This is a genomic window from Chryseobacterium fluminis, from assembly GCF_026314945.1.
Taxonomy (GTDB): domain Bacteria; phylum Bacteroidota; class Bacteroidia; order Flavobacteriales; family Weeksellaceae; genus Chryseobacterium; species Chryseobacterium fluminis.
Window position 1 is genome coordinate 3,052,032 of sequence record NZ_CP111121.1, and the last position, 25,071, is coordinate 3,077,102.

The window sequence follows — 25,071 nt, forward strand, 5'->3', positions numbered from 1 at the left end:
TCATTGGAACCATTACTGATTTCATGGTGTGATGCAGCACTTATGCTACTGACTTACCGTAAATCTTAGGTTTCCCGGAGCTTCTTCCAGTAAAAAACCAATCTCATTGAGATTGGTTTTTAATTTATTTAAAGTTGAACTTCACCGTAAACATTACCTGGCTTGGGCGAAGCTGTATTCTGGTATATCGGATGGCATTGAACTGTCCGTCCAGATCATAGGTTTCAAAGACTTTACGATTTCCGACATTCATCCATTTCAGTTCAAAATCGACTTTCTTTTTAGCCCATGAAAACTGATAGGATATATCATAAAATGGATTATCGTATTTATTCGGTCCGTTCACCGTATTGACCTGATCCCAGTTGAAACCTATGGTATGGTTTTCAATCGGGTAGAAAAAAACAGCCAGATTATGGTTATATCCTTTGTTCACGCCCAGAGTTCCTTCCCGGCTGTCCTGCTTCGTTCTTGAAAGACTCATATTATAGTCTACGCTCATCCAGCTGAAATAGGTATTGTTCAGTTTAAATCCGTAAGTCTGGGCGTTGTTCCTGTTCTTAAATTCTTCATCATCTAAAAAGGCATCTGAAACGGATGTTGTATTGCCATAACTGATCGATGCATTGGTCTTAAACTTCGGGAAATATTTTCCGACCTCGGCACTTAACCGGCTGCTCTTTGCATGATTTTCCTGATTTTTATACTGCATTAATGTAAATCCTGTGGCGGGATCCAGAATAGGAGCTGCCAGAAGATTTCTTTTGCTGTCGCTTAATGCGTAATTTACATTAAAGAATAAATTATTCAGCGGATTTCTGTATTCTATTCTTGAACCTGCGGAGGAAGTTGTTGTTTGTGGGATCGGGTTATTGGGATCCATCACATTAAATCCTGTCGGCGAAAGCAACATATATCCCGCGTAGGCCGATTTGATATCTCCGAAGTTATTGCTTATATTTCCGTTGACACTGGCTTTCCAGAAAGAAGCAAATGAATATTGGGCAAAAATATTCGGTGTGAAAGTCACTTTATTTAAGGATTTCGAAACCCCTCTCTGGCCGTCCTCCGCTTTAATATTGTTGAAATTAACAGGAAAGTTGGCGAATAACATCCAGTTTTCCGATTTATAATTGACACCCACTGATGCATTTGGATTGATCTCTGTAAATCTCAGATCGTTTTCGTAAGCGGGGCTGCTGAAGTCCGGCTGCAGGTCTCCGGGATTCACAGGAACTGCTGAACCGTTAAAGTTAGTATTTAACTGGTCTGATGAAAAATCCAGTCCAACCTGTGGCGTAAAGGTCCAGCCTTTGGTTGAAAAACTGATATTTGCCGAATGGGAAGTGTCTAATGTTTTAAGTCTGAATCTCTGTTCAGCAATAGATCCGGGGGCAAAATTAATTCTTCCGATCGAATCTGCACTTATTTTAAAAGGAATCAGCATATAGCTCGCAGGAGACACCTGAAGTGTTTGTGTATCATCCTGATAATTGATAAATGATTTAAAATTCACCATTTTTTCTTTCCATGGAATGATGGTGCTTAATGAATTCTGAAATGAAGAAGTCGGAGACTGTACAGATTCATTTCCTGTTCTGCCTTCCCTTATCGCAACGGCCCTATCTCCGTTCCAGAACTGGCTGAAACTGGTGGTGTTTTTAAAGAATCCTTTTTTCGCATTTTTCGTGAAGATGAGTTCTCCTTTTATTTTATCGGTATAAAAGTTATTTCTTATACTGTTAATTACTTTTGACCCGGCAAGTTCTCCTGTCTGGTACGTAGTTTCCCTGTAGTCTTCCCGTTCTACGGCATTGTTGGTATAATTCGCATTGGCTTTCAGCTCCCACTCCTTTTTGCTGTCGATATTGGTCAGGTAATTGGCCGATACATAATGAACATTATTCATCAGATATCTTTTTACAGGAGTATTCGGGGTACTTGCTGTTTCTACATTAAGCCAGTCGTTCTGAGATGCATTGATCCTTCTTCCTTCCCAACTGCTTCCGAAAGCGAGGATATTTCCTTCATTTTCGACCTGCTCCCCCATATTATTGGTTTTATAATTAACGACCCACTGGCTTTTCTGTCCGAAAAACATCGGGGTTAATTTTACATTCCAGAGCCAGGGATCTCCAAAACCTGTTCCTACTTCTCCCCTTCCCGTCATGGTAACAGAATTTTTCAGCTTAATATTAATAGCCGCCTGATCGGAAGGTACTTTATCCTGAAGAATTTTTACGGGCTGGTGATTTTCCAGAACTTCCACTTTGGATACGGCATCTTTCGGAAGAGAGTTGTTAATGGTGCCATACCCTCCTTCCATTAAATCTTTTCCGTTAACATAAAATTTGTTGATTGCATTTCCCTGGTAAAGAATCGTTCCGTCGGTATTCACTTCAATACCCGGAATTTTTTTCATTACATCGGCAAGGGTTCTGTCATTTTTATTATCGAAAGCCTTAAGGTCATAGGCGATGGTATCTCCTCTGGAGGTAATCATTTTGGTCTTTAGCTGAACTTCTTTTATTTCTGTGGTTTCAGACTGCATTTTGAAGCTTATTGTCTGGTCACTGTTTGAGATCTGCTGGGTAAGAGGTCTTTGATTAAAGGCTTTCACTTTCAGATCTACTTTAGGCTCAGATGACGTGAACGTTACTTTGTATTCACCTTTTGAATTCGAAATTCCATACGCAAGAATGGCATCTTTTCCCGGTTCTTCAATGGTGACACTTGCGCTGGGCACTGCTTCTCCATCTGAGTCTGTAATTTTCCCCGTAACCGTTTTTTGTGCATACGTGAGTACGGAGAAAAGAAGCATCAGAAATAAAGAAATATTTTTTTTCATAAATTATTATTTTCGTAATTAGTTCATGTTAACTATTTTTTGTTACACTTTTATAAAGATGTATTTTATAATAAAAGGTTAAAGCCCTCTTTATCACTACGAAACTAGTTATATTTTTTTTAAAAAAATTTTTTCCCTTAAAAAATACTACAAAAAAGATTCTCTTCTTAAAGTGCATCTAATTGGAAGTCATATAGGAGAATAAAATGAATAGAAATGTAATATAACAACCTACAATATAAACCTTTACACAATTTTGTAGTTAAAATAAAGTTTTATATTAGCAACAGAATAAATCCTTATTCATCAATTTGTGTTTTTGCCCTGTAATATTCTTACAGGGTATTTTGATGTTAAGATCTTTCTATTTAGTCTGAGTATTTAAAATAATGATTTGAATCATAGATTAAAAAAAATTTAAACACGGTATTGTAATCTTTTATTTAATAATTTTGTAACATAAAATTTATAAAATGGGAATTAACTTAAAGCCTATAGATGTTGTAGATGATATTACTCAGGAAGAGTTTATCGAAAAATATCTGAAGCCTAGAAAACCTGTTGTGATTAAAAACATGGCAAGAAAGTGGCCTGCCTACCAAAAATGGACGATGGAATACATGAAGGAGGTAGTCGGGGATGTAGAAGTACCTCTTTACGATTCTAAAAAGGCTGATCCTGCCGCTCCCATTAACACGCCTACCACAAAAATGAAATTCGCAGATTATATTGATCTCATTCAGAAAGAGCCTACAGATCTCAGAATTTTCTTTTTTGACCCTATAAAACATGCCCCGAAACTGCTGGAAGATTATATTTCTCCCAAGGCTCTGATGGGTGGATTTTTAGATAAATATCCGAGTATGTTTTTTGGTGGCAGAAGCTCCGTTACTTTCCTGCATTTTGATATCGATCTTGCGCATATTTTTCACACGCATTTCAATGGAAGAAAGCATGTCATACTTTTTGAAAACAAATGGAGAGAAAGACTTTATCAGATCCCCTATGCGACTTATGCACTTGAAGATTATGATATCGAAAACCCGGACTTTGAAAAATTTCCGGCCCTTGACGGTATAGAAGGTATCGACTGTTATCTGGAGCATGGTGACACTTTATTTATGCCAACCGGCTGGTGGCACTGGATGAAATATCTGGACGGCAGCTTCTCCCTCTCTCTGAGAGCCTGGGATAAGTCATGGACTGTAAAGGCGCAATCATTATGGAATCTTACGGTTCAGCGTAAGTTTGATGATATCATGAAGTCCAATTTTAAAAACAAATACATGGACTGGAAAGAAAAAGTTGCTATTAGACGAGCTGAATCCGCTTTAAAAAGAGGTTTACCCAAATAAATAAAAATGCGTTTCGATTGAAACGCATTTTTTGGATACCACATGTTGAGTCTTTTTCGAAAATGGTATACTTTTAGATTGGATGATATTACCACACTAAAAATATTACATATGAATTCATCTTCACAATCTGAAAACAACAATTCCCATTTCAACAGGGAAATTGAAAGACAAAAAGCCATTAAAGCCCTGGAAAAGGCAAAAAACATCAAAAGAAAAGTTGTTTTTCTTCCACAGGGAGCCACAGGGAATCCAAATTTTATATAATGGGTCCAATATAAAATAAGCTGCTCGGCAGCTTATTTTTTTTATCTAATACAGACCTCATCTTATCAGGGCAGCTATTTTTGTGAATCAGCCTTTATCTGAATTAATTAAAACGGGTACTCTACAAAACTTATAAAATTCTGCAGACAGGATATTGTCTGAAGGTTTTTTCCTCGAAGTAAGGCGAATTGATATAGATCCAATCCAGCTGGGCAGTTCCGTCCTCGGCAAATTTTTTATCAGAGGCTTTCTTCGCTTCAAATCTCCGCCTAAGACCTTTATCTTTTTTCAGTAATTCTGCTGCCGTATCTTCAAAAATATACGCGGAATAGTATTCTTTCTGCGCTACGATGCCATCAAAAAAATTCCAGTTGAAGAAGGAGTCTATTGCTTCCGGTTCCAGGGTTTCGATAATATATTTTATGCCTTCCTGGCTGGTTGAGACAATATAATCCCCCGCAGAGAAACTCTGCATTTTATCGGACTTTTCAACAGTGGTTTCAAAATGCAGATAATGCCCTTCATAAGGGTTTTTCACAGTCTTAAAATCATTAATTTTATAAGATTGTACAGCAATAGTGCTGTCACGCTGAATCATTTTCATCTGGATCTGATTCCTTCTCAGCTCTTCGATCACGCGGTATTGCGACCGGGGAATCACGTAATATTTCGGAATGGTGATATATCCTGTCGGAACGGCGGTTGTAAAGAGTTTTATTTTTTTCGTAAAGGGTTTGGTACGATCATAGTACAGTCTTGGCTTACCGGAAATTTCGCTGGGTTTATATTTTCCTTCATATCCTTTAAAATCCATCGAAGAATATTTCGTCGAGTCTATTTTCCACCGGATTCCATATTGTTTTCCTGCCTGGTACTGCTTTAAATTTTCAATTCGAAGCTGTTTTATCTTTTTGTAATCTTTATCTAAATTCTGAAGACTTATCAGCATATATTTGTAGGTCGCATCTACTCTTTTGTCATACGGTTTTAGCATGTGGGTTTCCGGGACGGTTCCCAAAGAATTGAACAGCGTCGTATACCCTGTAGAATATCTGGGTGAATCTTCAAACGAAGCAAATCCCACTTCCGGAACATCCCCGTGAATATTGACGTACGGTGTACTTTCGTAGCCCAGTTTCTTTAAATCCTCAAGATTTCCAGCCTGATAGCTGTTATAAAAATAATCGCCCAACACCTTTCCCAAACGTTCTTTAAAAGTGGAAATATAGGTAAATGTATATTGATAATCTGCGCCGTTGCTTACATGGTTATCAATAAAAACATCGGGTTTCAGCCAATGGTAGATTTCCTGGAAACTCCGGGCATTTTTAGAATCTGCTTTTATGAAATCCCTGTTTAGATCATAATTTCCTGCATTTCCCCTGAAACCGTATTGTTCGGGACCATTCTGATTGGCTCTGGAAAATGAACCGCGATTCAGCATGCCGCTCACATTATAGGCTGAGATTGCGGCAACGACAACGTTCTGCGGGGTTTTGATTTTCTTTGAGGCTAAATCTCTCATCAGCATCATGGTTGCATCGATTCCATCAGGTTCGCCGGGATGTATTCCATTATTAACAAAGAGGATGGCCTTGTCTTTTCTCAGCTTGTTTAAATCTTTCTCCGGAAAAGGATTATAAATGACCACATAGATTGGCTTTCCGTTGTCATCTTCTCCTTTTTTCAGATACTGGATAACGCTGAAATTTTGAGATAAGTTTTGATAATAGGCATTCATCTCGTCATAAGTAACGGTCTGATTTCCATTTCCTTTTTCAAAAGGCGTCTGATAGTTATTCTGCGCTGATGTTAAGGAAAAAATAAGGAAAAACAGGAGATATTTCAGTTTCATGGAGTAATATTTCAGTCTTCAAAATTACTCAAAGTTTGGAAAACAGGCTGTTGTTTTTTTGCGTATAATTTATCATTCAGAACGAAATGAAGTAGATTGAAGAATCTCTTCCCACCGACGTGGGATTCGTCTTTCCTGAAAATGACAGACCTGATGTTTAATTTTTATCCCACGGATTTCGCAGACGGCGCAGATGCTTATGCTTAAAAATTATCTTCCGGATCAAAGAGAGGAATATTCAGTGTTTTTTGGACCTTGCATTATCATTGTTCCTTCCTTTTTCATCAGGATACAACAACGGAAGCGGATCGCTTTGCCAGAATGCCTTGGTTTCAACATCCATGATTGTCAGAGCTCCCATAAAAGCGGCACCGGTATCCAGATTCCAGACGTTTGCCTTGTTGAGAGGTTCCCTGAATCCTAAGTGTAAGGTAGGTGTATGACCAATGAAAATTTCATTGTATAAAAGCAGTCTTTTGGGATACAGTTCTGAATTTTTGGATAATTTTCTATCCATAGCGACAGCCGTTTCCCACAGCGTTCTGTCCCAACGGTAATTACTGGTATACACTTCTTTCTCCGGCCCGTGCATTGAGGAATAACCGGCATGAATAAACAGACGGTTTTCTTCATCAACATAAAAGTTTTTCATCCTCTGAAAAAATTCCAGATGAGCTTCTAAATTTTCCTGACTGTATTCAGCATAACTGTCAACTGTACTCCGACCGCCATTTGAAAGCCAGACCTCGGGAGCTCTTCCGAAAGAAAGCCAGTCTTCTGCCCAGGCATCATGATTGCCTTTGATAAAAATGCATTGCTGTTTATCGGAAAGTCTGATTAAAAACTGGATGATGTCTGAAGATTCACTCCAGCCATCAACATAGTCTCCCAGGAAAATTAAGGTGTCGTTTTCAGTGACAGCAGCTTTTTTCAAAACCTGTTTCAGTGCTTTGAATCCACCGTGGATGTCACCGATTGCCAATGTTCTTTTCATTTAATTCGAAACATATTTTGCATCCACAAAATCGGTCAGCCAGACGTTATTCTCCGACAGATAAAACGCTATTCCGTCTTCGGACATTTCCTTTGTTCTGATGATCAGAATAACCGGTTTACCATGACGCATACCCACTCTAGTAGCGGTCTCTTTATCCTGACTCAGATGAACGTGCTGCCGGTTTCTTTTTTCAATCCCATTCCGCAAAATAGAATCGATATTACTTTGCGCTGTTCCGTGATACAGGAATTCCGGGGGCTGCTGTGGTTTAAGGGCCAGATCAATATCAATCGAATGTCCTTGGTTTGCCCTGATTCTGGTTTTATCTTCATTGAATACAAACCTTTTTTTATCGTTGGTTTCTACCATTTCCTCAAGTTCTTCAAAGGTAAAGCCATTACCATGATTTGCCGACTTTGCCATTAATTCATCAACGTCTGCCCAGCCGTATTCATCTATATTTAAATGGATGACTTCAGGTTTATGTCTTAGTACTAAACTTATAAATTTACTTATTTTTTTTCTTTCTTTTTCATTCATGTGTTATCTCTTTAATTCATTAATTTGTTTTCTAGCCTACCACATAATTTTTCAATATCATCTTTCCTTACAAGCTCCGACACCCATTCTTCAGGAATATTTTCAAATCCATAATAAATTCCTGCAATTCCTCCTGTGATGGCTCCTGTTGTATCGGTATCTTCTCCTAAATTCACTGCTTTCAACACTGCTTCAGCATAGCTTTCAGAATTTAGAAGACACCATAAAGAAGCTTCGAGACTGTGAAGAACATAGCCGCTGCCTCTGATTTCATCTTCCGGATATGCTGAAATATCGTACTTCAAAATCCTGTCGAAAAGCTGAACCTCATCTGGGTTAAAACCCTGAATTTCTGCCAATTCCAAAGCCAATTCCTGAACATGCCGATAGGTTTCTTTTTTATCTTTTCCTTTCAATAATTCAATTGCAAAAATGATATAGATGAAACAGGAGAAGACCGATCGGAAGTGTCCGTGTGTAATGGATGAGACCTCTTTAACGGTTTGATAGACTTTCCCGGTATCTTCTTCCTCTTTAAGGTAAAAGGCCAGGGGAAGAATTCTCATTAAGGAACCGTTCCCGTTATCTTCTTCAAAAATATTTCCTGAAAACCGGGCACTTTCTCCTTTGATCAATCTTGCGATAGCATGTCTGGTTGTACCGCCTATATCGAAAAGCTTTCCGTGGGCAGTCCAGTGTCCGTATCGGTTCCATTTTACAAAGCTCTGTCCTATCTTTTCCAGATCATATCCTTTTGCCAATTCATCTGCAAGGCAAAGTGTGAGCGAACTGTCATCACTCCAGGTTCCTTTTGGCTGATTCCAGGACATATATTCCAACATTCGGGTTACCGGAGACCGTTTTAGATCTTCTCTGGTTTTAAATTCGACAGGAACACCCAGAGCATCGCCGATACAGACTCCAAAAATCCCTGCTTTTACGCTATTTTTCATCGGGCCAGAGATACTAATTTATCAAATAATATTCTCATTCCGTTTGTGGCGGTTTCTTTCATCACAACGGCTCTTTGTCCGTAACCAAACCCTGTTTCATTGGGATTGATGACAATTAAAAGGCAGTCATCGTTAATATCATGAAGTAATCCTGCTGCCGGATATACCTGCAGAGAAGTTCCGATAACGAGGAAAATATCGGCTTCTTTTACTTTTTTCGTGGCTTCTTTCATCAACGGAACATCTTCCCCGAACCAAACGATAAAGGGTCTCAGCTGGGCGCCGTCTTCCCCTTTATCACCGATCTTTATATCTTCTCTCTGTTCGTAAATCAGACTTTTATTACTGCACGAGCATGATTTGAACAATTCTCCATGTAGATGAAGAATATTTGAAGAACCTGCTCTTTCATGCAGATCGTCAATGTTTTGCGTAATAATCTGAACTTCAAAATACTTCTCTAAATCTGCAATTAACCGATGCGCGTCATTGGGTTCCACTTCATGAAGCTGTCTTCGTCTCTGGTTGTAGAATTCCAATACCAAAGCTCTGTCTTTTCGCCATCCTTCCGGGCTTGCAACGTCTGTAATGCTATGATTTTCCCAGAGGCCGTCTCCGTCTCTGAATGTTTTTATTCCGCTTTCGGCACTGATTCCGGCGCCGGTTAATATGGTTAGTTTTTTCATGTTTTTATCTTTAGTTACCTGAAGATGCCTGCCATTTTCCAGATCTTTATGATCTGAAAGTGCGCACCTCCGAATAGTTAATCGGAATATTAAATTTACTCCAATAACGTTTTATAAATTTCTTCATTTTCATCATCAAAACAGACAAAAATGACTTTTTCAATCATGTCTGATGTGAAATTTTTCACTTCCTCAACAGCAATTTTTCCGGCCAGTTCCTTCGGAAACCGGTACACTCCTGTACTGATATTAGGAAAAGCGATGGTTTTGACCCCAAGACTTTCTGCTAATTTCAGGGAATTTTTATAACAATTTGCTAAAAGTTCGGAACTTTTTTTCGCGTCATTATCCCAAACCGGCCCAACGGTGTGAATGACATATTTTGCAGGAAGATTTCCGCCAGTCGTTACCACTGCTTCTCCTGTCCTGCATTTCCCCTGCCGGTTTCGGATAGCTTTACATTCCTCTAAAATAGCGCCGCCGCCGGCACGGTGAATAGCGCCATCCACTCCGCCTCCGCCAAGTAATGAGGAATTTGCAGCATTTACGACAGCATCTGCTTCTACTCTGGTAATGTCACCTTTTATCAGTTCAATATTCATCATTTCAGAATTATTTTAGCCTTAATTTTTGATTTAAATCTTCATCTGTAAAGAGCAATGGTTTTTCTTCAGGAATCACCAGGCTATCCAGGTCATGGTTTAATATAAATTGATGTTGGTCTTTTACAAAACCTGAAATATTTTCAATCATGATAATATCTTCTTTTGCAAAAGTCCTGATGAATTCATTTCTCAAACCAATCTGAATTGCTCTTCTTTCCAATTTCCTGCCAAAAGGATCGTGGTCCGGGTCCCACTGTAATCTTGCAGAGGATTCTTTCACCTGATTCTGCCATTCTTCTCTGCATATTCCCAATTCGTTATTGTAAGAAGAATAAACTGCATTTTTCAGGTATTTTATGAAGGCTTCCAATTTTAGGTGAATGGCCAAAACAGACTCCTGATTGTCCTTTGTTCCCCAACCGTTCCTGTACATCATCCAAAGAAAATTCGGTTTTATCCAGGTCATCCTTTCCAAACTGAAGGCTCCACCAAAATACTGATTTTCAACCGCAAATTGACCAATATCTTTCCGGTACGATTGATAGACAATAATTTTTTCATCATCATATTGGGCCATGATGTGATATCCCTTTTCAGGCCAGTCAGGTACTTGTTCTTTATATTTTTTTAAATGGAGTTTCATTATATTTCCTCAAATGGTTTTATTACTTCCTCTTTCTTCGTGAGGATTGCAAAAACCACTCTTTTAAACTTATTTTCATATCTTCCGTGAAGATGCTTTTTGAACAATTCGGCAATTTCTTCCGGATCATTTCTGAAAACACCGCATCCCCAAGCTCCTAAAATTAAGGTTTCGTTCCCTTGTCTTAAAGCCAATGCCAACATTTTATCAATTCTCACATCCATAGCTCCGAAAATTTCAACTTCTCTTTCAGGTTCCTGACGTTTTACCACACCCGCATTTACCGCAGGAGAGGTGATAAAATTGCATAAAACAGGTTTGTTCAACAATTCTCCTTTGTCTTTTCTGAAAACAGGAACCTTCGGACTGTAAATCATCATATCTGTATAAAAACAAGATTCCATTGCCCTGTGTGTATCGTAATATTCCCAGCACTGAAGCAAGCTGTCATAAAGCCCGGAAGTCCTTGCAAGGCTTTCTTCCTGTGCTTCTGCCCCGCTGACGAAACCTCCTCCCGGATTTTTTGCTGATGCAAAATTCAGACACATGAGTTTTTCCTGATCTTCTTCTTCGGCCAGCTGTAAAATTGCTTTTAAAGAACTGCATTTCCAAACTTCAAATTGAGTTTCGAAATGGGTTTCGGGAAGTTTATTTTCTGCCATTTCCGACAATTCTTCGGATGAAAATAAAAAGGTTTCTCTTATACAGGTTTCCATTTCATTTCCTATACTTATTTTTTCTTTGTGCTCGTTTATATAATATTTTTTAGCTAATATTTCCAACGTATCTTTTGCCATTCCTTTATTTGTCATAATTAGTTTTTAATTTTAGTATTAAATTTTCTACCTTATTATTTGCGGCTTCTTTAAAATCTTTTCCTATAAAAACTTTGATTACTATAATATTCCCGACAATGGCCTGATTGAATGTTTCCAATTCTTCAGAAGGAACCCACATTTCATTATGATTTCTTGCTCCTACATTTTGTGATGGATACTGGTTGGCTACTTCTTCCAAAACTTCAAATCGGGTTACAAAGCCCAAATAATTTCCCGCTTCATCCCTTGTATTCCATTTTTCTGCAATTTCAGATGCATAATCTTCATCTAAGACCGGATAAAAAATAGGCTGCCATTCCAATCTTGGCGGAAATTTTCTGTAATTACTTTCGATAATTAAAATCATTTCCTTTTCTCCAACGGGCCTGTATAAGGTTTTTGTTTTCATCATTCCTGTTTTGATAATTTAATGTCTCCTGTTTTTAATGTAAAGTTTTTTGCCAGTCTTTTTACTGATTTTAAAGTCGCAAGGCAAAGTTCACAGGCTATTCTGAATTTCGAATAATTGATTCATTCAAGATCATAAATATATACTTCCACTTCATTTTTCAGTAAAGTTCTTTCAATAATTGGTTCGATTTCTTCCCATGTTCCGCCTGCCAGACCACAACCGATTCGAGGCATATGTATACTCGCGTTCATTTCGAAAGCTCCAACAGAAAGCTTTTCTAAACACTTTTCAACAGCTTCATACCGAATCGGCGGAACTTTTTTTGAATGGGTGGTAATTTTATGCTGACCAATCATATTGCATACCCAGATAGTTTCTTCAACCTGAACCATCTGAATTTCACCAAGACAGAAATTTCCCCCACGTTTAAACCATTTTCTATATTCGTTTTCAGGATCGGACCACCGATTGGAAATGGCCTTCACAAAACCTTTTCCCCAACCTCCGATATCATTGCAGATATGGGCAACGATCTTCTTTCCTTCTGTTTGTGGACTGGTAGCGTCTCCTCTTATATATTGTATTGTTTTCATGGTCAATTATTATCTGATTTGACTACAGCCAGCAAATCTATTATTCTGAAAATGGGCTAAAGCCCATTCCTATTGATAAATGATTGCTTTCATGATTTAAATTTAATCAAAATCTTGCTTACCTATTCTTTTAAAATCTTTTGAATAAGGCGAATAAGATCCAAAAATCTTGTCAAATGTCACTTTAAGTTTTTGTATTTGAAATGTTTCCTCCAACTGATCCAGACAGGTTATCACCAAATTTTTCTTTTGGGCAACACCATAGGCCTGATCTGATTTTAAGGCATAATTCAGCAAATCATAATCTAAATCTCCGAAGCGTAAATCCTTTTGAAATTCATTGAATGTGCAGGTTTCTTCTTCATTATTTTTTAAAGTCAGTTCATTTTCATTACTCATCCATCCGCTTCCATGGCGGGTCGAGTAGCATCTTGTCACATAAAATATTTCGATATCTTCAATTTTCAGCAGACGGCATATTTCACAGGCATTTTTTGAAGTGGTGCTGGCGTATGTCACATTGGGAAAAACCCCATGATCCATATCCAGTAAAATTCCCTGGCTTCCTTCAAAGATAAGATGATCATAGGATTTTAAATACTCGTAGCCTTCTATTTTCCAATCGATTTCATCCACTGCTTCGAAAAAGTCCTCTAGAGCATTTTCAATGTCTTTTCCGTCTTCGAAACCATAATAATGGGCAATTCCCTTTAATTTTTCGATCAGCATCGTTCGTGGAGCGATTAAATCGACCGCAAATAATTTAAACGGACTTTCATTTCTCTTCATCGTCGCTCCTACTCCTTTCCCGCAGGTTCCGTGTTCTAAGTTTTTTACATTTTTTCTGTTGTATAAAACATCAAAAGGGGTGGTTACTTTCGCGAGAGGATGGATATACAGTTCCACACTTCCGTTTTTCTGAATGAGCTCTTTTCTTTCATTGAACAAAAACGTCGGATGAATCGTGCACTGTTCCGAGAAATAAGAAGGCAGACCGCGCAGCGCACCACTCGCAAAACTGGAATGAATATGCTTTTTGTCGCCAATCATCACCGTATGCGCTGCCTGTTGGCCTCCGGAAAACCGAATTACAATAGATTCAGGATGCTGCTGAGCCAGAAAATCGGTGGTGATTCCTTTTCCTTCGTCACCAAATCCCAAGCCTATAACTATTTTTGCTGATTTCATTTTAATACATTTGAATGTGATCTGATCCTCCTGTAGTTCCGTTTGATCGATTTGTAAAAGAATCTTTGAACCTGCTGCATACTACTTCTTTAATTACTTTAGGAACATCTCTGTAATCTTCTATAGACAGACAGTTCTGTCCCAACAGATCTTTCCAGCCTTTGTCTGCATTCACTGCCTGACCGGAATGTAAAACACTGATGTGAAAAACTTCGTATTTTTTTTGTGCTTCTGCCAGTAATTCAGTGTGCTTAAAAGTCTGCTGACCCGTTCCCATAATTTCCCTGATTGCAGAAGCCGGAAGTGTTTTGAGACAGGGTTCGTCACCTACGGTGAACAGTAATCCTTTCTGGTTTCTCTTTTCAAATGCATCTGTTTGGGTATGAAAGGCGGCAAAATACCATGCCAACAAATAACTTTCACCGGCATTGCCTCCGCCTCCGGATTCGATATACGTCCTCGTTAACCACATATCCAGCTCTTCATCTCCGGATTCAAACTGACCCACCTGCAGAGGATAGCCATCACATTCATGATCTCCGATTCCCAGGAATAAAAGTGCCGGATCGGGAACGCCGCCCTGGATAATTCCGCCCATCAGTTTCGGAAGTCCTTCCTGAATAAGATCATAAGGAATATGTCCCATGCTTCCGGTCACATCCAGTCCTAAAATAATAGGAACTGAATTCGGATGAACTTCAGAATCTCGCGACTCCCTGAAGGAAATACCCATGGGGTTCATCGATTCGTGTGCCTTTCTTTCCGCGTTCTGTGTAAAGATTTCAGCTGCAGATTTTGATGCATATCCTGCTTTTTTTGCTCTGTCATAACGAGCGTCCATATCATATCTTGTACTTCCCATAACTTAAAATTTTTTGCCAAATAAATATTCAAATCTTGCTTTGGTCACCTCCAGCTGAATATTTAAATTTCTGATGATTAATGATAACTCTATGTCTTTCTGAACGAATGCTTCCGGCTGAAAATCAGCGAATGTCAGACTGTTTCTGTCTAAAGGACTGATGTCGGTCAGACCTTCCTGTTCTCTTTCCAGTCTTTTGATTTTCAGTTCGATATCTTCCACTCTCCGCCTGTAAAGCAGCGCGGCATCTTCTCCGATAATGTGGGCACGGTCTTCTCTGATCTGGTCATTATTTCTCTGTAATGACTCGATGAATCTGGGTTTTAGGTCTTTTTCCATAATTCATTATTTTGTGTTATTTTTACGCTAATTTAAAAACGCATGGTTGTACTTTATTGTAACCGTATTATTTTTTAGAATACATGACGTCTGTTCTTAAAACATATTTTAAACCGGAGATCAATGTTTTTCCCTCATGTCTCAGGGGATGATAAAAAACCAATGCAGAACCTTTCTTGGGATTAACGGTAAACAGATTTTCAAATTCTGTTTCTCCGCCTTCAAAATCATCATTCAGATATATTAAAAAAGTATAAAAACTTTTCTCATTTTCATTTCTGATGTAGCTCCCGTCCCGATGCATTTTGAATCTCTGTCCTGCAGAATATTTATAAATTCTGAACATTTCATTAAAATCCAGAAGATTATAATTTTGGTGGGTCTGAGGAAGAAATTCAGCTGCTTTACGAAAGAGGGTTTCAGCTAAATCATGATCAAAAACCATCAGACGATCATTGTTCCGGATTCCCTTACTCATCATCTGCCGGCCTCCCATATTGATTTTTGCTTCTTCAAAGATTTTATCTTTTGTCAATTCAATATAATGATCGCATTCTCTATCGGTCAGAAAATTTTCAATTACGAAGATCTGTGGATGCAATTCTGTTTTTTTCATGATGAGTAGGTTGTGTTATACTGTGTGATTTTATCCTTTAAATTCATCTCTTACTTCCATTAGAGCAAATCCCAGTAAGTTTTCACCGTTCCACAATAGTGGGTTTTCAGCTCTTGAATCAGATTCCAGCATTCCGATTCCCCAGATTTTATCATACGGACTCGCTTCTACCAGAATTTTATTATTTGTAGATAAAAGAAATTCTCCAAACTTTTCGTTCTGCGAAAACTTCAGCAGATTTCCCTGTTTTACGATTTCATATTTATGCTCATCCCAGATTTTAGGATCAAAATTTCTTACTTTTCTGCCTAAGCTTTTAGCCTGATTCGGAGAACTGGCCTGCACTATTTTATCTAAAATTTCCTCATCATTGAATAATTTCGCTTTTCCGGCCATCATATAATGTTCAGCTGTTTTATACCTTGTTCCGTTTTCGGTAAACTCCAAAGGAAACCACTGGCTGAAACAGGCTTTTGTAATTTCATCTTTTACCGTATGTCCCCAGAAGAATAAAAATTTTAATTTTTCCTTTTTTTGAAACCGTTCAGTGATATTTTTTACTGTGTATTCCATGATTGCGTTATTATTACACAAATGTAGAAAATTATGATTTTATCTTCCAAATTAATTTGTGTTAATTTTACACTAATAGTGGTAATAATTTGATTTACAGTGCCTAAAATTTTATTTAATTGAGATCTAAATATTCAAAGATCTTTCACGAATTATTTATATTTATACATTTTGGCCAAAGCCCATCCGATATGCTTAAATAAGAGCCTACTGGATCCCGCTTCTATTGATGCAAAATTGTATTATTCAAAGCAAATTTCAACTCATCTGTCACTTTGCATCAGAAAAATCTCAACAGATTTAATTTACCTTTCATTCCTATTCCTTCCATTCAGAATAACAGGAAATTTTTTTTTGTGAAAAGTTGTGTGAAAGTCCGGGATATTTATGATTGAATTATTTGATTTCGAAGTAAAACCCTTGTTCTTCTAATTCCTTGTATTTTTCCTGATTGAAGGTAAATAACTTTCCGGGTCTGCCACTGCCTTCCTTTTTCAGAGTATTCGTATCATTCAAGAGCCCGTAACTCATTATTTTCTTGCGGAAATTCCGACGGTCGATATCCTGTCCAATTATGGTTTTGTAAAGGTTTTCCAGGTCCGAAAAAAGAAATTCTTCGTTCAGGAGATTAAAGCCAATCGGCTGAAACTGAATTTTTGTCCGAAGTCTTTTTAAAGCAAGGTCAATAATGGTCTGATGGTCGAAAGCAAGCTTCGGAAGCTTATTGATACTGAACCATTGGGCGTCATCTGCATCAGAATCGGCAAAAAGTTCGTGGTAAGAGGGATTGACAAGTCCCAAATAGGCTATAGAAACCACACGGTTCCGGGGATCCCGGCCTACATTTCCAAAAGTATAGAGCTGTTCCAGAAAATCCGGTTTTATGCCCGCTTCTTCACACAGTTCTCTTCTTACGGCATCATCCAGATTTTCATCATCCAGAACCAGACCGCCCGGCAATGCCCAGCCCCCTTTAAAAGGCTCTATATTCCTTTTTATGAGAAGAACCTGAAGGTCTTTTTTATCAAAATATCCGAAAATAACTGCGTCTACAGCAACTTTTATATCCTGTAATTTTTTTGGAGGCTCCATTGTGTTAATTTGCGTTGTGAATACACAAAGTTAAGCTTTAGAATAAACAATATCAAACTTTAAAGGGAGAAACTTTATTTTTTTAAATGTCTGATTCCAAATCATCACCATAATGATCGTATTGCATTTGGGTCTTACAAAATATTTAAGCATTAATACGAAGAAATAATTTGCAATTATTAGACTGATTTGAGTGAACAATTTATACGGATTATTATAACTTAATTAAGCTTTTCTTTATATATTCTGCTTTATTACTATCTTCAATTACTTCCTGTTTTACTGGAATACCCTGAAAGATGTAGTCTTTGTTTTTTAGATAAAATTCATCTTTTACTAATTGCGAATCCAGATCTGGAAGGCCAATACGCTTTCTGCTTTCATTAATTTTTGCAACCATCCGAATCGCTTTTTCATTTCTTTTTTCCGGAAAGAACCAAACATGAACAAAACAACATTCAGTATGTGCAGTGTTACTTACGACCTGATCTTTTAAAGGTTTATCAGTGCCGTTGCTGGTTGCGAATCCCATTATATTGAAATGTAGAGACGAAAAACTATTTGTACCATTGTTAAGGTCATAAAGAAAAGCTGCATTTTGAGGGCTTATTTTACCGTTATTTAAAGCTTTATCTAATGACTCAGAAAAGTTAACCTTTTGTGAACTATAAATATTAGTGGCCAATTGATGCCAAATGATAAGGTAAAATTTCTGTAACACAATATCGGATTTGTCGCCTATACCAATATTATATTCATTTGGAAATCCCTTATTGTCTATCAGCTTTAATAAATTTAGGGATGCAATACTATCGCTATTAGCTATTTCCTTTTGATATTTTGCATAATCTCCATTGGAAAGCTTCCTATTCTCCTGATCAATAGAATTTAGAGAATCCAGAGTCTTTTTGTAGGCTAAATCAATTTTTATATCGCATTTATCTATCTGTTTTTCCAATCCTTTAAAGTTATTGATGACAAAACTTTTGTCAAACGGATAACCCAGGCACTTTAATGCTTTAAATTGAGAATATGAATTCTTAGCATCGCCAGCCTTTAAGGCTGCCTGCATTGAGTTATAAAGATCCTTCGCCTGAGGACGATCAAGAATTTTGAATGCCTGCTTATAAAGGTCATTTGCATCAGACAGTCTACTATCTACAATAGCAAGCTCCGCTTTGTTTATTAATTCATAATATCTTATTAAATCTTTATTTTTAAGCTCAATGGTTTGAGAAAAAAAAGAGTCAGATATTAATATCAGTATCAGTAATAAATATTTCATCAGATAAAGCGAAATAAAGCCGTCTCATTTAGAATGACACGGTTTTATTTTAGTTGGTTTCAGATCCGGCGACCGTCGGAGCGGTACTGTTATTTAAATACCCTATGTTATATTCCTGAGAGGTCCAGTTCCCGGTTTTTGAGTTAAAAATGTATATTTTATGATCATAGCGATCTGTAAATATGAAGTTTCCATTCGAAACGGTAACACTTGGAGAATCTAAATTATTGTTGTAATAGCCAACATTAAATACCTGTGTTTTCCAATCCATTGTTTTCGTATTATAAACAGTTACTGAATGTTCATATTTATCAACAAATGCAAAATTGCTTCCCGAAGCAATGGCTGTGGGCACTATATTATTATTGGTATAGCCGATATTAAATTCCTGTCCGGACCATGTCCCGTTCGTATAGTTATAGACATACATTTTATGATCATACTTATCGATAAAGAGCGTACTACCATTGGACAAAGAAAATAAGGAAGGCGTAGTGTTATTGTTATTAATATATCCTGCACTGTAAGGCTGTGAAGCCCACAAGCCGGATCTAGAACTGAATATATACACTTTGCCGTCATACCTGTCTATAAACATGATATTTCCATTTTTGGCTGTAATTTCCGGGGTAGTATTATTATTGGTGTATCCGACATTATAGGTCTGGGAAGACCAGGTTCCTGTTTTGGAGTTTAAAACATAAACTTTACTGTCATATTTATCGGTAAAAAAATGATTGGTACTTTTCCCTTCAACAATATCATCCGCGACAGAAGAGGCGGGAGAAGTAACGTCCACCTTAGATGCGGTCATCGCATACGGAACACTCATCAGCTGGTTGGTTCCCACACTGGTATAATTGGTTCCGCCTGCCGGATCGATTTCCACTTTAATAAATTTAGAATTTAAAGCCCAGTTGATTCCGGAAAATGATCCGGAAACGGGTGTGCCCTGCCCGATGTTCAGATTGATCAGTCCTTTTGAGTTCGTTGTTTTGCTGTGGGTCTCCGTATACAGATTATTTCCTGAAGCAGCATTGTTCAGAATACTGATTCTCACTGTTACATTCCCGTTAGCCACCGGATTTCCCGAAGCATTAAAGGCAATGGCCTGATATGTAAATCCCTGGGGAATTTGTGCGAATAAAGTGGCTGTCATTAATGCCAGCAAAAAAGTATATAGTTTTTTCATTGTGATTGTTATTTTTTAATGATTTTAACGGGCTTCAGATCTGAATTTTTAAAAACAAGAAGATAGATACCTTTCATCAGAGAAGAAAGGTCAAGGCGGTCATTGCTAACTGCTTGCTGCATTACCAGTTTTCCGGACAGATCATACACGGATACTTCCTTTGGTTTTTCTTGAGAAGATATCTGAAGGGTGATATAATCTGCGGTGGGATTGGGATAGACATTTACTTTATCCTGTTTTACAATAACTTCACCAGCTCCCAAAACCTGTAAAGAAGTCTGATACAGCATTCCCAGTGTTCCAGAATTCTGCTGATCCGGATCATCGGGGATCACATAAATTTCACCTACAGTATACATAAGATCCTGACCGGATACCCCGCCGGAGTTTATGTTTCCCATGAGACTTTGAGAATAGAAGGTGGCAGATATAAGAACCCCTGCAAAAACATAGAGTTTTTTCATGAAAATTAATTTTCGGCAAATGTAAACTAAAGAATCTATTTTTTTCAAAATTTTTATGAGTGATTGACTACAAAAAAATGCCGGAAAATTCCGGCATTTTATATATAAGTGGTTTGATTTTTTAATCATTAAGCTTCAGAACAGCCATAAATGCTGACTGCGGTACCTCTACGCGACCGATCTGCTTCATTTTTTTCTTACCTTCTTTCTGCTTTTCAAGAAGTTTTCTCTTTCTGGAAATATCTCCTCCGTAACATTTTGCAGTAACGTCTTTTCTCAGGGCTTTGATAGTTTCTCTTGCTATAACTTTTGCTCCCAAGGCTGCCTGAACGGCAATATCAAACTGCTGTCTTGGAATCAGCTCACGCAGTTTTTCACACATTTTTTTACCAATGTAATAGGCATTGCTGTCGTGAATCAGTGAAGATAAGGCATCCACCATGTCACCATTGATCAGGATATCCATTTTCACCAATTTAGAAGAGCGCATTCCGATCGGAGAATAATCGAAGGATGCGTAACCTTTAGAAATTGATTTCAACCGGTCGTAAAAGTCAAAAACAACCTCCGCCAAAGGCATATTAAATGTTAATTCTACCCTGTCTGCCGTCAGATAACTCTGGTTTACAATTTCGCCCCTCTTTTCTATACAAAGTGTCATTACAGCACCTACAAAATCAGATTTTGTGATGATGGAAGCTTTGATATAAGGCTCTTCAACCCGATCTAAAAGATTGGGATCAATCATTTCAGATGGGTTATTAATTAAAATAGCGGTTTCAGGATCCTTTTTAGAATATCCATGGTAAGAAACATTGGGTACCGTCGTGATAACGTTCATGTCAAATTCTCTTTCCAAACGCTCCTGTACAATTTCCATATGCAGCATTCCTAAGAATCCGCAACGGAAACCGAAACCGAGAGCTGCAGAGCTTTCCGGTTCGAAAACCAGAGAGGCATCATTCAGTCGTAATTTTTCCAGAGAGAATCTCAACTCTTCAAAATCCTCAGATTCAATAGGATAAATACCTGCAAATACCATCGGTTTTACTTCCTCAAAACCGTCGATCGCAGCAGCAGCAGGATTCACAAAAGAAGTAATGGTATCTCCCACTTTTACTTCCCTTGCATCTTTAATACCGGAAATAATATATCCAACATCACCGCATTCGATTGTTTTTTTCGGAACCTGCTTTAGTTTTAAGGTTCCCACTTCATCAGCACCATACTCCTTTCCTGTGGCGAAAAACTTAATTTTCTCGTTTTTGGAAATTCTTCCGTTTACTACTTTAAAATAGGCTTCAATCCCTCTGAACGGGTTATAAACCGAATCAAAGATCAGTGCCTGAAGGGGTGCTTCCGGGTCCCCTACCGGCGCCGGAATTCTGTTAACGATCTGCTCAAGCAAATCATGAACACCTTCTCCTGTTTTTCCTGAAACTCTGAGAACATCTTCATATTTACATCCTAAAAGTCCCATAATCTCATCGGTAACTTCCTCAGGATTCGCAGACGGAAGATCTATTTTATTTAGTATAGGAATGATTTCAAGATCATTTTCCAATGCCAGGTATAAATTACTGATCGTTTGAGCCTGAATGCTTTGCGCTGCATCTACAATAAGAAGCGCTCCTTCACAGGCAGCAATGGAACGGGAAACTTCGTACGAAAAGTCTACGTGTCCCGGGGTGTCGATCAGATTTAAAATATATTTTTCTCCTTTATATTCATAATCCATCTGGATCGCATGAGATTTAATGGTAATCCCACGTTCTTTTTCCAAATCCATATCATCCAGGGTCTGAGACTGTAATTCTCTTTGGGTGACCGTATTGGTATACTCTAAAAGACGATCCGCCAAAGTACTTTTACCATGGTCGATATGGGCGATTATGCAAAAATTTCGTATGTTTTTCATTTAAGAACCTTGTAATTTGCAAAGATAAGAAAATGCAAGAGAATTCCTTATTGTTATTTTGTAGTGTAAAAAATTATTTAAATTATCCTGGGCTTACAATTTTAAGCTATGTTCCCTGCTAAGAAACAAAAAATGTTTTTAAACCAATAACCCGTCAGGAATGATCAAAAGTATCAGCTGAAGTTTAAAATAAGCTTTAATCGAATCAATTGTCTGAAAAGTCATATTCTCCGGTAAGCGGATCTATATAGATTTCAGTCATTTCATCTTTTTTATTTTTATTCTGTCTCAGGCTTCGTTCAAATATTCCTACCAGGCCTACGGCAATACCACCGTACATTCCGCCCTGAGCTCCGCCAACGCTTACAAATACCGAAGAATTTCTTGCTGGCAGGATAAAGCCTCTGTTGCTGACGATATAAAATCCGTTTTCGTTCTTGTTTAATTCCAAAAACCCTGAATATGTTTTTTTATATGCTTTTCCGTTTTCCACATAAGCGAATATTTCGTTCGCAGAAATTTTATCTTTCTTCCCGTTTTCTTCTTTAATGGCTTTTATTACCTGGCCTTTTTCATTTTTTTCCGGAACATAGCCGGGTTCGGGAGTCTGATTTAAAAATGAAGTATGATTTATATAAATTCCATCTCTCAATTGAGTATTCTTATATGCTTCTGAATTATTTTTTACATAGGTCTCATAATCGGAAAGAGCCTCTGCCGTAACCTCATTTTCACAAGGTTTCATCGTATAGGTCTTCTTCATGAACATCGCCATGATCACAGGAATATTTTTAACAACGGCATCAGAGATATTTTTGTCTTTAAAACTGAATACCGTATCTTTTTTGTATAAAAACCGGTAATTCTCTCCCTGTTTTAAGAAGGTTTGGGCTGAAAAATCGATATCCGCTTCCGTTTCCTTACCGACCGTTTCGCCCATAGAAGTTTTTAATTTTTTCAGGATCAGAACCATCTCATGTTTTCCTCCTTTATGATTGCTGTCCGTATACCATTGACTTAAAAATTTATTTACCGACAAAGGAAAAACAATTTCTTTCATTTCTTTCTGTTCACCAAAAGGCATTTCCCCTATTTTCTGATCCTCTCTCTGGTCAATTACTTCTAATGATTTATAGATATTGCCTTTTGGGTTTGAGAGATTTCCTCTTTCCTTAATGACCTCGGGACCCTGTGCAAAAGAAATAGCTGAAAGAAAAATAAAGATAATTTGAAATATTTTTTTCATGGTTTAGTAGATTTTCAGTCAAAAATATGAATTTATGGTAAAATGCCTCCTGAAAAATTTTAGAAGGCATGATTTATTTTGAATAATTTACTGTTGAAAATTATAAGAACCTGTTAAAGGGTCAATATATACATTCGTAAAAGTTGCTGATTTATAGCCGTATCCCTTCAGCATCCTTTTATTAGATTCTGCGTCAATGGCCGCTCCGATGGCTGCCCCCACGAGTCCTCCGGCTAAAGCTCCGATGACCACCCCGCCTGATTTAGCATCAGGAAAGAGTTCTGCTCTCGAAGAAACGATATAGAACCCCTTATTATCTTTTGTCATTTTTAAAAAACCTGACGGAGTATATCGGTATGCTTCTCCATTCTCGACGTAGCAAAATACATCACCCATAGGAACCGTGACCTCTTTTTCTTTTACTCTTACCACTTTTCCTTTTTTATTTTTTTCAGTATAATAACCGACGGCCGGCTCCTGATTAGAAAAACTTCTGAAATTCAAGTAAACACCGTCTTTGAGTTCCTGATGCAAAGATTTATTGCTTTCAGCTAAATAAGAATCATACCGGGTAATTTCATTTTCGGGTATATACTGGCTCATAACCGATCCTGCATACGTACCATTAATAAATTCTACGATAGCATATGAAAGGTTTTGAGATAAATATCTGGAAACACTGGATACTCTTCTTGGATCACACACAATCACATTGTCAAAACGGCTGATAAAATAATATCTGTCATTCCGTTTCAGGAAGCTTGAGATTTTAAGTCTGGCTTTTCCCAATCTAACCTTGTCATTGGGAGCCTGCTCATCATAAACCTTTAATTCCTCGAGCATCAGAACAATGTCGTTATTGCCTTTTGCCTTATTATCCTCTGTAAACCAATTCTGTACAAAAGCATTCATGTCTTCAGCAGGAAGTTTCAGTAAAGCTTCTTCTTTTTTATCGGATACCTTACCGATCTCCTTATCTGTCCTGGTATCCATCAAAATAAGCGATTTTGTACGCGCGTTTCTGTCTTTGATATTCTGTTTAAGAGAAATAATCTCCGTTTTCTGAGCAGATAAAAAGAGGGTGAACAAAAGAAATAGAAATGTTTTTTTCATTATTTATGTATTTCCTGCAAAAATAGAAGATTCATTTAAAATTAAACGACTCTCACAAAAAAAATTGTAAGAGTCGTCCAACATTAAAAAAATAAACTATTATGGGTTTTGTTTCTGTCTCGAAGTATTTGAGTTTCCGTGAGGCCTTCTTTCCTCCATCTTATCCTTCATCATCTTCTCAGACTGGAATAACTTCAAAACTTTCTGACAAGGAATCACCTGCTGCATTTTATCCGCATATTTCTTCCTATTATCTAACAATTTTTGTCCCACTTCAAAACTCTGTTGTAACTTGGCTTTAGCCTCATCTTCAGAAAGCGTTTCAGGATTAAAGTTTGAATTAAACTGACTTTTGATATGCTTTTGGCTCTCCAGATATTCATTATAAATTTCTGTAAATTCAGCCTTATCACTTGGATCAATATCAAGATTATCCATCACCATATTATTCCTGAACTCGGTGAGAAGTGTTTTTCTTTCTTCCGGAGAAAGATTGTTTATTACCTCTTTTCTTTGCTTAGGGTTCATCTTCTTCCAGTCATAATCCGTTCTTTGGGCATTTAAGCCAAAACCATAAATAATAAAAAGTGTAAATAATATCTTTTTCATCG

26 protein-coding genes are annotated in these 25,071 nt (G+C 37.6%); 2 read left to right on the forward strand and 24 right to left on the reverse strand.

The features are described from left to right. Window positions 1-124 precede the first annotated feature (124 nt). Window positions 125-2,848, reverse strand: a complete 2,724-nt coding sequence (locus ODZ84_RS13950; protein WP_266172971.1) for a hypothetical protein — start codon at window positions 2,846-2,848, stop codon at window positions 125-127. Window positions 2,849-3,321: 473 nt separating this feature from the next. Here ODZ84_RS13950 and ODZ84_RS13955 point away from each other — a divergent pair, with 473 nt between their 5' ends. Beyond that, window positions 3,322-4,203 carry a cupin-like domain-containing protein gene (locus tag ODZ84_RS13955; protein WP_266172972.1) on the forward strand — a complete coding sequence of 294 codons (882 nt, stop codon included), beginning with the start codon at window positions 3,322-3,324 and terminating at the stop codon, window positions 4,201-4,203. Between the two features lie 111 nt (window positions 4,204-4,314). Then, on the forward strand, window positions 4,315-4,470 hold the full coding sequence (locus tag ODZ84_RS13960) for a hypothetical protein (protein WP_266172973.1): 156 nt from the start codon (window positions 4,315-4,317) through the stop codon (window positions 4,468-4,470). Between the two features lie 130 nt (window positions 4,471-4,600). Here ODZ84_RS13960 and ODZ84_RS13965 read toward each other — a convergent pair whose 3' ends face one another. From ODZ84_RS13965 to ODZ84_RS14075, 23 genes are all read right to left on the reverse strand, one after another. Then, window positions 4,601-6,325 carry a M14 family metallopeptidase gene (locus tag ODZ84_RS13965; RefSeq protein ID WP_266172974.1) on the reverse strand — a complete coding sequence of 575 codons (1,725 nt, stop codon included), beginning with the start codon at window positions 6,323-6,325 and terminating at the stop codon, window positions 4,601-4,603. A 238-nt stretch (window positions 6,326-6,563) separates the two neighbouring features. Further along, window positions 6,564-7,319: a metallophosphoesterase family protein gene (locus ODZ84_RS13970; RefSeq protein WP_266172975.1), complete on the reverse strand. Its 756-nt coding sequence runs from the start codon at window positions 7,317-7,319 to the stop codon at window positions 6,564-6,566. After that, window positions 7,320-7,862, reverse strand: coding sequence for an RNA 2'-phosphotransferase (locus ODZ84_RS13975; protein ID WP_266172976.1), 543 nt, complete (start codon window positions 7,860-7,862; stop codon window positions 7,320-7,322). Window positions 7,863-7,873: 11 nt separating this feature from the next. Then, complete coding sequence (locus tag ODZ84_RS13980) at window positions 7,874-8,815, reverse strand: ADP-ribosylglycohydrolase family protein (RefSeq protein WP_266172977.1); 942 nt, start codon at window positions 8,813-8,815, stop codon at window positions 7,874-7,876. After that, on the reverse strand, window positions 8,812-9,501 hold the full coding sequence (locus ODZ84_RS13985; RefSeq protein WP_266172978.1) for an SIR2 family NAD-dependent protein deacylase: 690 nt from the start codon (window positions 9,499-9,501) through the stop codon (window positions 8,812-8,814). Before ODZ84_RS13985 ends, ODZ84_RS13980 begins: the two co-directional genes overlap by 4 nt. Window positions 9,502-9,596: 95 nt before the next feature. After that, entirely contained in the window at window positions 9,597-10,103 is a 507-nt protein-coding gene (locus tag ODZ84_RS13990; protein WP_408612435.1) for an O-acetyl-ADP-ribose deacetylase, read from the reverse strand. A gap of 10 nt (window positions 10,104-10,113) precedes the next feature. Next, the gene (locus tag ODZ84_RS13995; protein ID WP_266172981.1) at window positions 10,114-10,749 is read right to left on the reverse strand and encodes a DUF4291 domain-containing protein; all 636 of its coding nucleotides are present in this window, start codon (window positions 10,747-10,749) and stop codon (window positions 10,114-10,116) included. Further along, window positions 10,749-11,561: a TIGR02452 family protein gene (locus ODZ84_RS14000; protein ID WP_266172982.1), complete on the reverse strand. Its 813-nt coding sequence runs from the start codon at window positions 11,559-11,561 to the stop codon at window positions 10,749-10,751. Before ODZ84_RS14000 ends, ODZ84_RS13995 begins: the two co-directional genes overlap by 1 nt. Beyond that, window positions 11,551-11,979: an ADP-ribosylation/crystallin J1 gene (locus tag ODZ84_RS14005; protein ID WP_266172983.1), complete on the reverse strand. Its 429-nt coding sequence runs from the start codon at window positions 11,977-11,979 to the stop codon at window positions 11,551-11,553. Before ODZ84_RS14005 ends, ODZ84_RS14000 begins: the two co-directional genes overlap by 11 nt. Window positions 11,980-12,098: 119 nt before the next feature. Beyond that, a complete protein-coding gene (locus tag ODZ84_RS14010) occupies window positions 12,099-12,572 on the reverse strand; it encodes a macro domain-containing protein (RefSeq protein ID WP_266172984.1) in 474 nt (157 codons plus the stop codon). Window positions 12,573-12,674: 102 nt separating this feature from the next. Continuing rightward, complete coding sequence (locus tag ODZ84_RS14015) at window positions 12,675-13,760, reverse strand: adenylosuccinate synthetase (protein WP_266172985.1); 1,086 nt, start codon at window positions 13,758-13,760, stop codon at window positions 12,675-12,677. 1 nt (window position 13,761) lies between these two features. After that, window positions 13,762-14,622, reverse strand: a complete 861-nt coding sequence (locus ODZ84_RS14020) for a hypothetical protein (RefSeq protein ID WP_266172986.1) — start codon at window positions 14,620-14,622, stop codon at window positions 13,762-13,764. Between the two features lie 3 nt (window positions 14,623-14,625). Beyond that, complete coding sequence (locus tag ODZ84_RS14025; RefSeq protein WP_266172987.1) at window positions 14,626-14,961, reverse strand: hypothetical protein; 336 nt, start codon at window positions 14,959-14,961, stop codon at window positions 14,626-14,628. Between the two features lie 67 nt (window positions 14,962-15,028). Further along, the gene (locus tag ODZ84_RS14030) at window positions 15,029-15,577 is read right to left on the reverse strand and encodes a prolyl hydroxylase family protein (protein ID WP_266172988.1); all 549 of its coding nucleotides are present in this window, start codon (window positions 15,575-15,577) and stop codon (window positions 15,029-15,031) included. A 30-nt stretch (window positions 15,578-15,607) separates the two neighbouring features. Beyond that, a complete protein-coding gene (locus ODZ84_RS14035) occupies window positions 15,608-16,150 on the reverse strand; it encodes an NADAR family protein (RefSeq protein WP_266172989.1) in 543 nt (180 codons plus the stop codon). 396 nt (window positions 16,151-16,546) lie between these two features. After that, window positions 16,547-17,242, reverse strand: a complete 696-nt coding sequence (locus ODZ84_RS14040) for an NUDIX hydrolase (RefSeq protein WP_266172990.1) — start codon at window positions 17,240-17,242, stop codon at window positions 16,547-16,549. A gap of 214 nt (window positions 17,243-17,456) precedes the next feature. Beyond that, entirely contained in the window at window positions 17,457-18,527 is a 1,071-nt protein-coding gene (locus ODZ84_RS14045; protein ID WP_266172991.1) for a hypothetical protein, read from the reverse strand. A 49-nt stretch (window positions 18,528-18,576) separates the two neighbouring features. Continuing rightward, the gene (locus tag ODZ84_RS14050) at window positions 18,577-19,719 is read right to left on the reverse strand and encodes a hypothetical protein (RefSeq protein WP_266172992.1); all 1,143 of its coding nucleotides are present in this window, start codon (window positions 19,717-19,719) and stop codon (window positions 18,577-18,579) included. 8 nt (window positions 19,720-19,727) lie between these two features. Beyond that, complete coding sequence (locus ODZ84_RS14055; RefSeq protein WP_266172993.1) at window positions 19,728-20,183, reverse strand: T9SS type A sorting domain-containing protein; 456 nt, start codon at window positions 20,181-20,183, stop codon at window positions 19,728-19,730. Between the two features lie 121 nt (window positions 20,184-20,304). Next, on the reverse strand, window positions 20,305-22,101 hold the full coding sequence (lepA, locus tag ODZ84_RS14060; protein ID WP_266172994.1) for a translation elongation factor 4: 1,797 nt from the start codon (window positions 22,099-22,101) through the stop codon (window positions 20,305-20,307). A 205-nt stretch (window positions 22,102-22,306) separates the two neighbouring features. After that, on the reverse strand, window positions 22,307-23,347 hold the full coding sequence (locus tag ODZ84_RS14065) for a hypothetical protein (protein ID WP_266172995.1): 1,041 nt from the start codon (window positions 23,345-23,347) through the stop codon (window positions 22,307-22,309). Window positions 23,348-23,434: 87 nt separating this feature from the next. Beyond that, the gene (locus tag ODZ84_RS14070) at window positions 23,435-24,460 is read right to left on the reverse strand and encodes a hypothetical protein (protein WP_266172997.1); all 1,026 of its coding nucleotides are present in this window, start codon (window positions 24,458-24,460) and stop codon (window positions 23,435-23,437) included. A gap of 99 nt (window positions 24,461-24,559) precedes the next feature. Further along, entirely contained in the window at window positions 24,560-25,069 is a 510-nt protein-coding gene (locus ODZ84_RS14075) for a hypothetical protein (protein ID WP_266172998.1), read from the reverse strand. Window positions 25,070-25,071 lie beyond the last annotated feature (2 nt).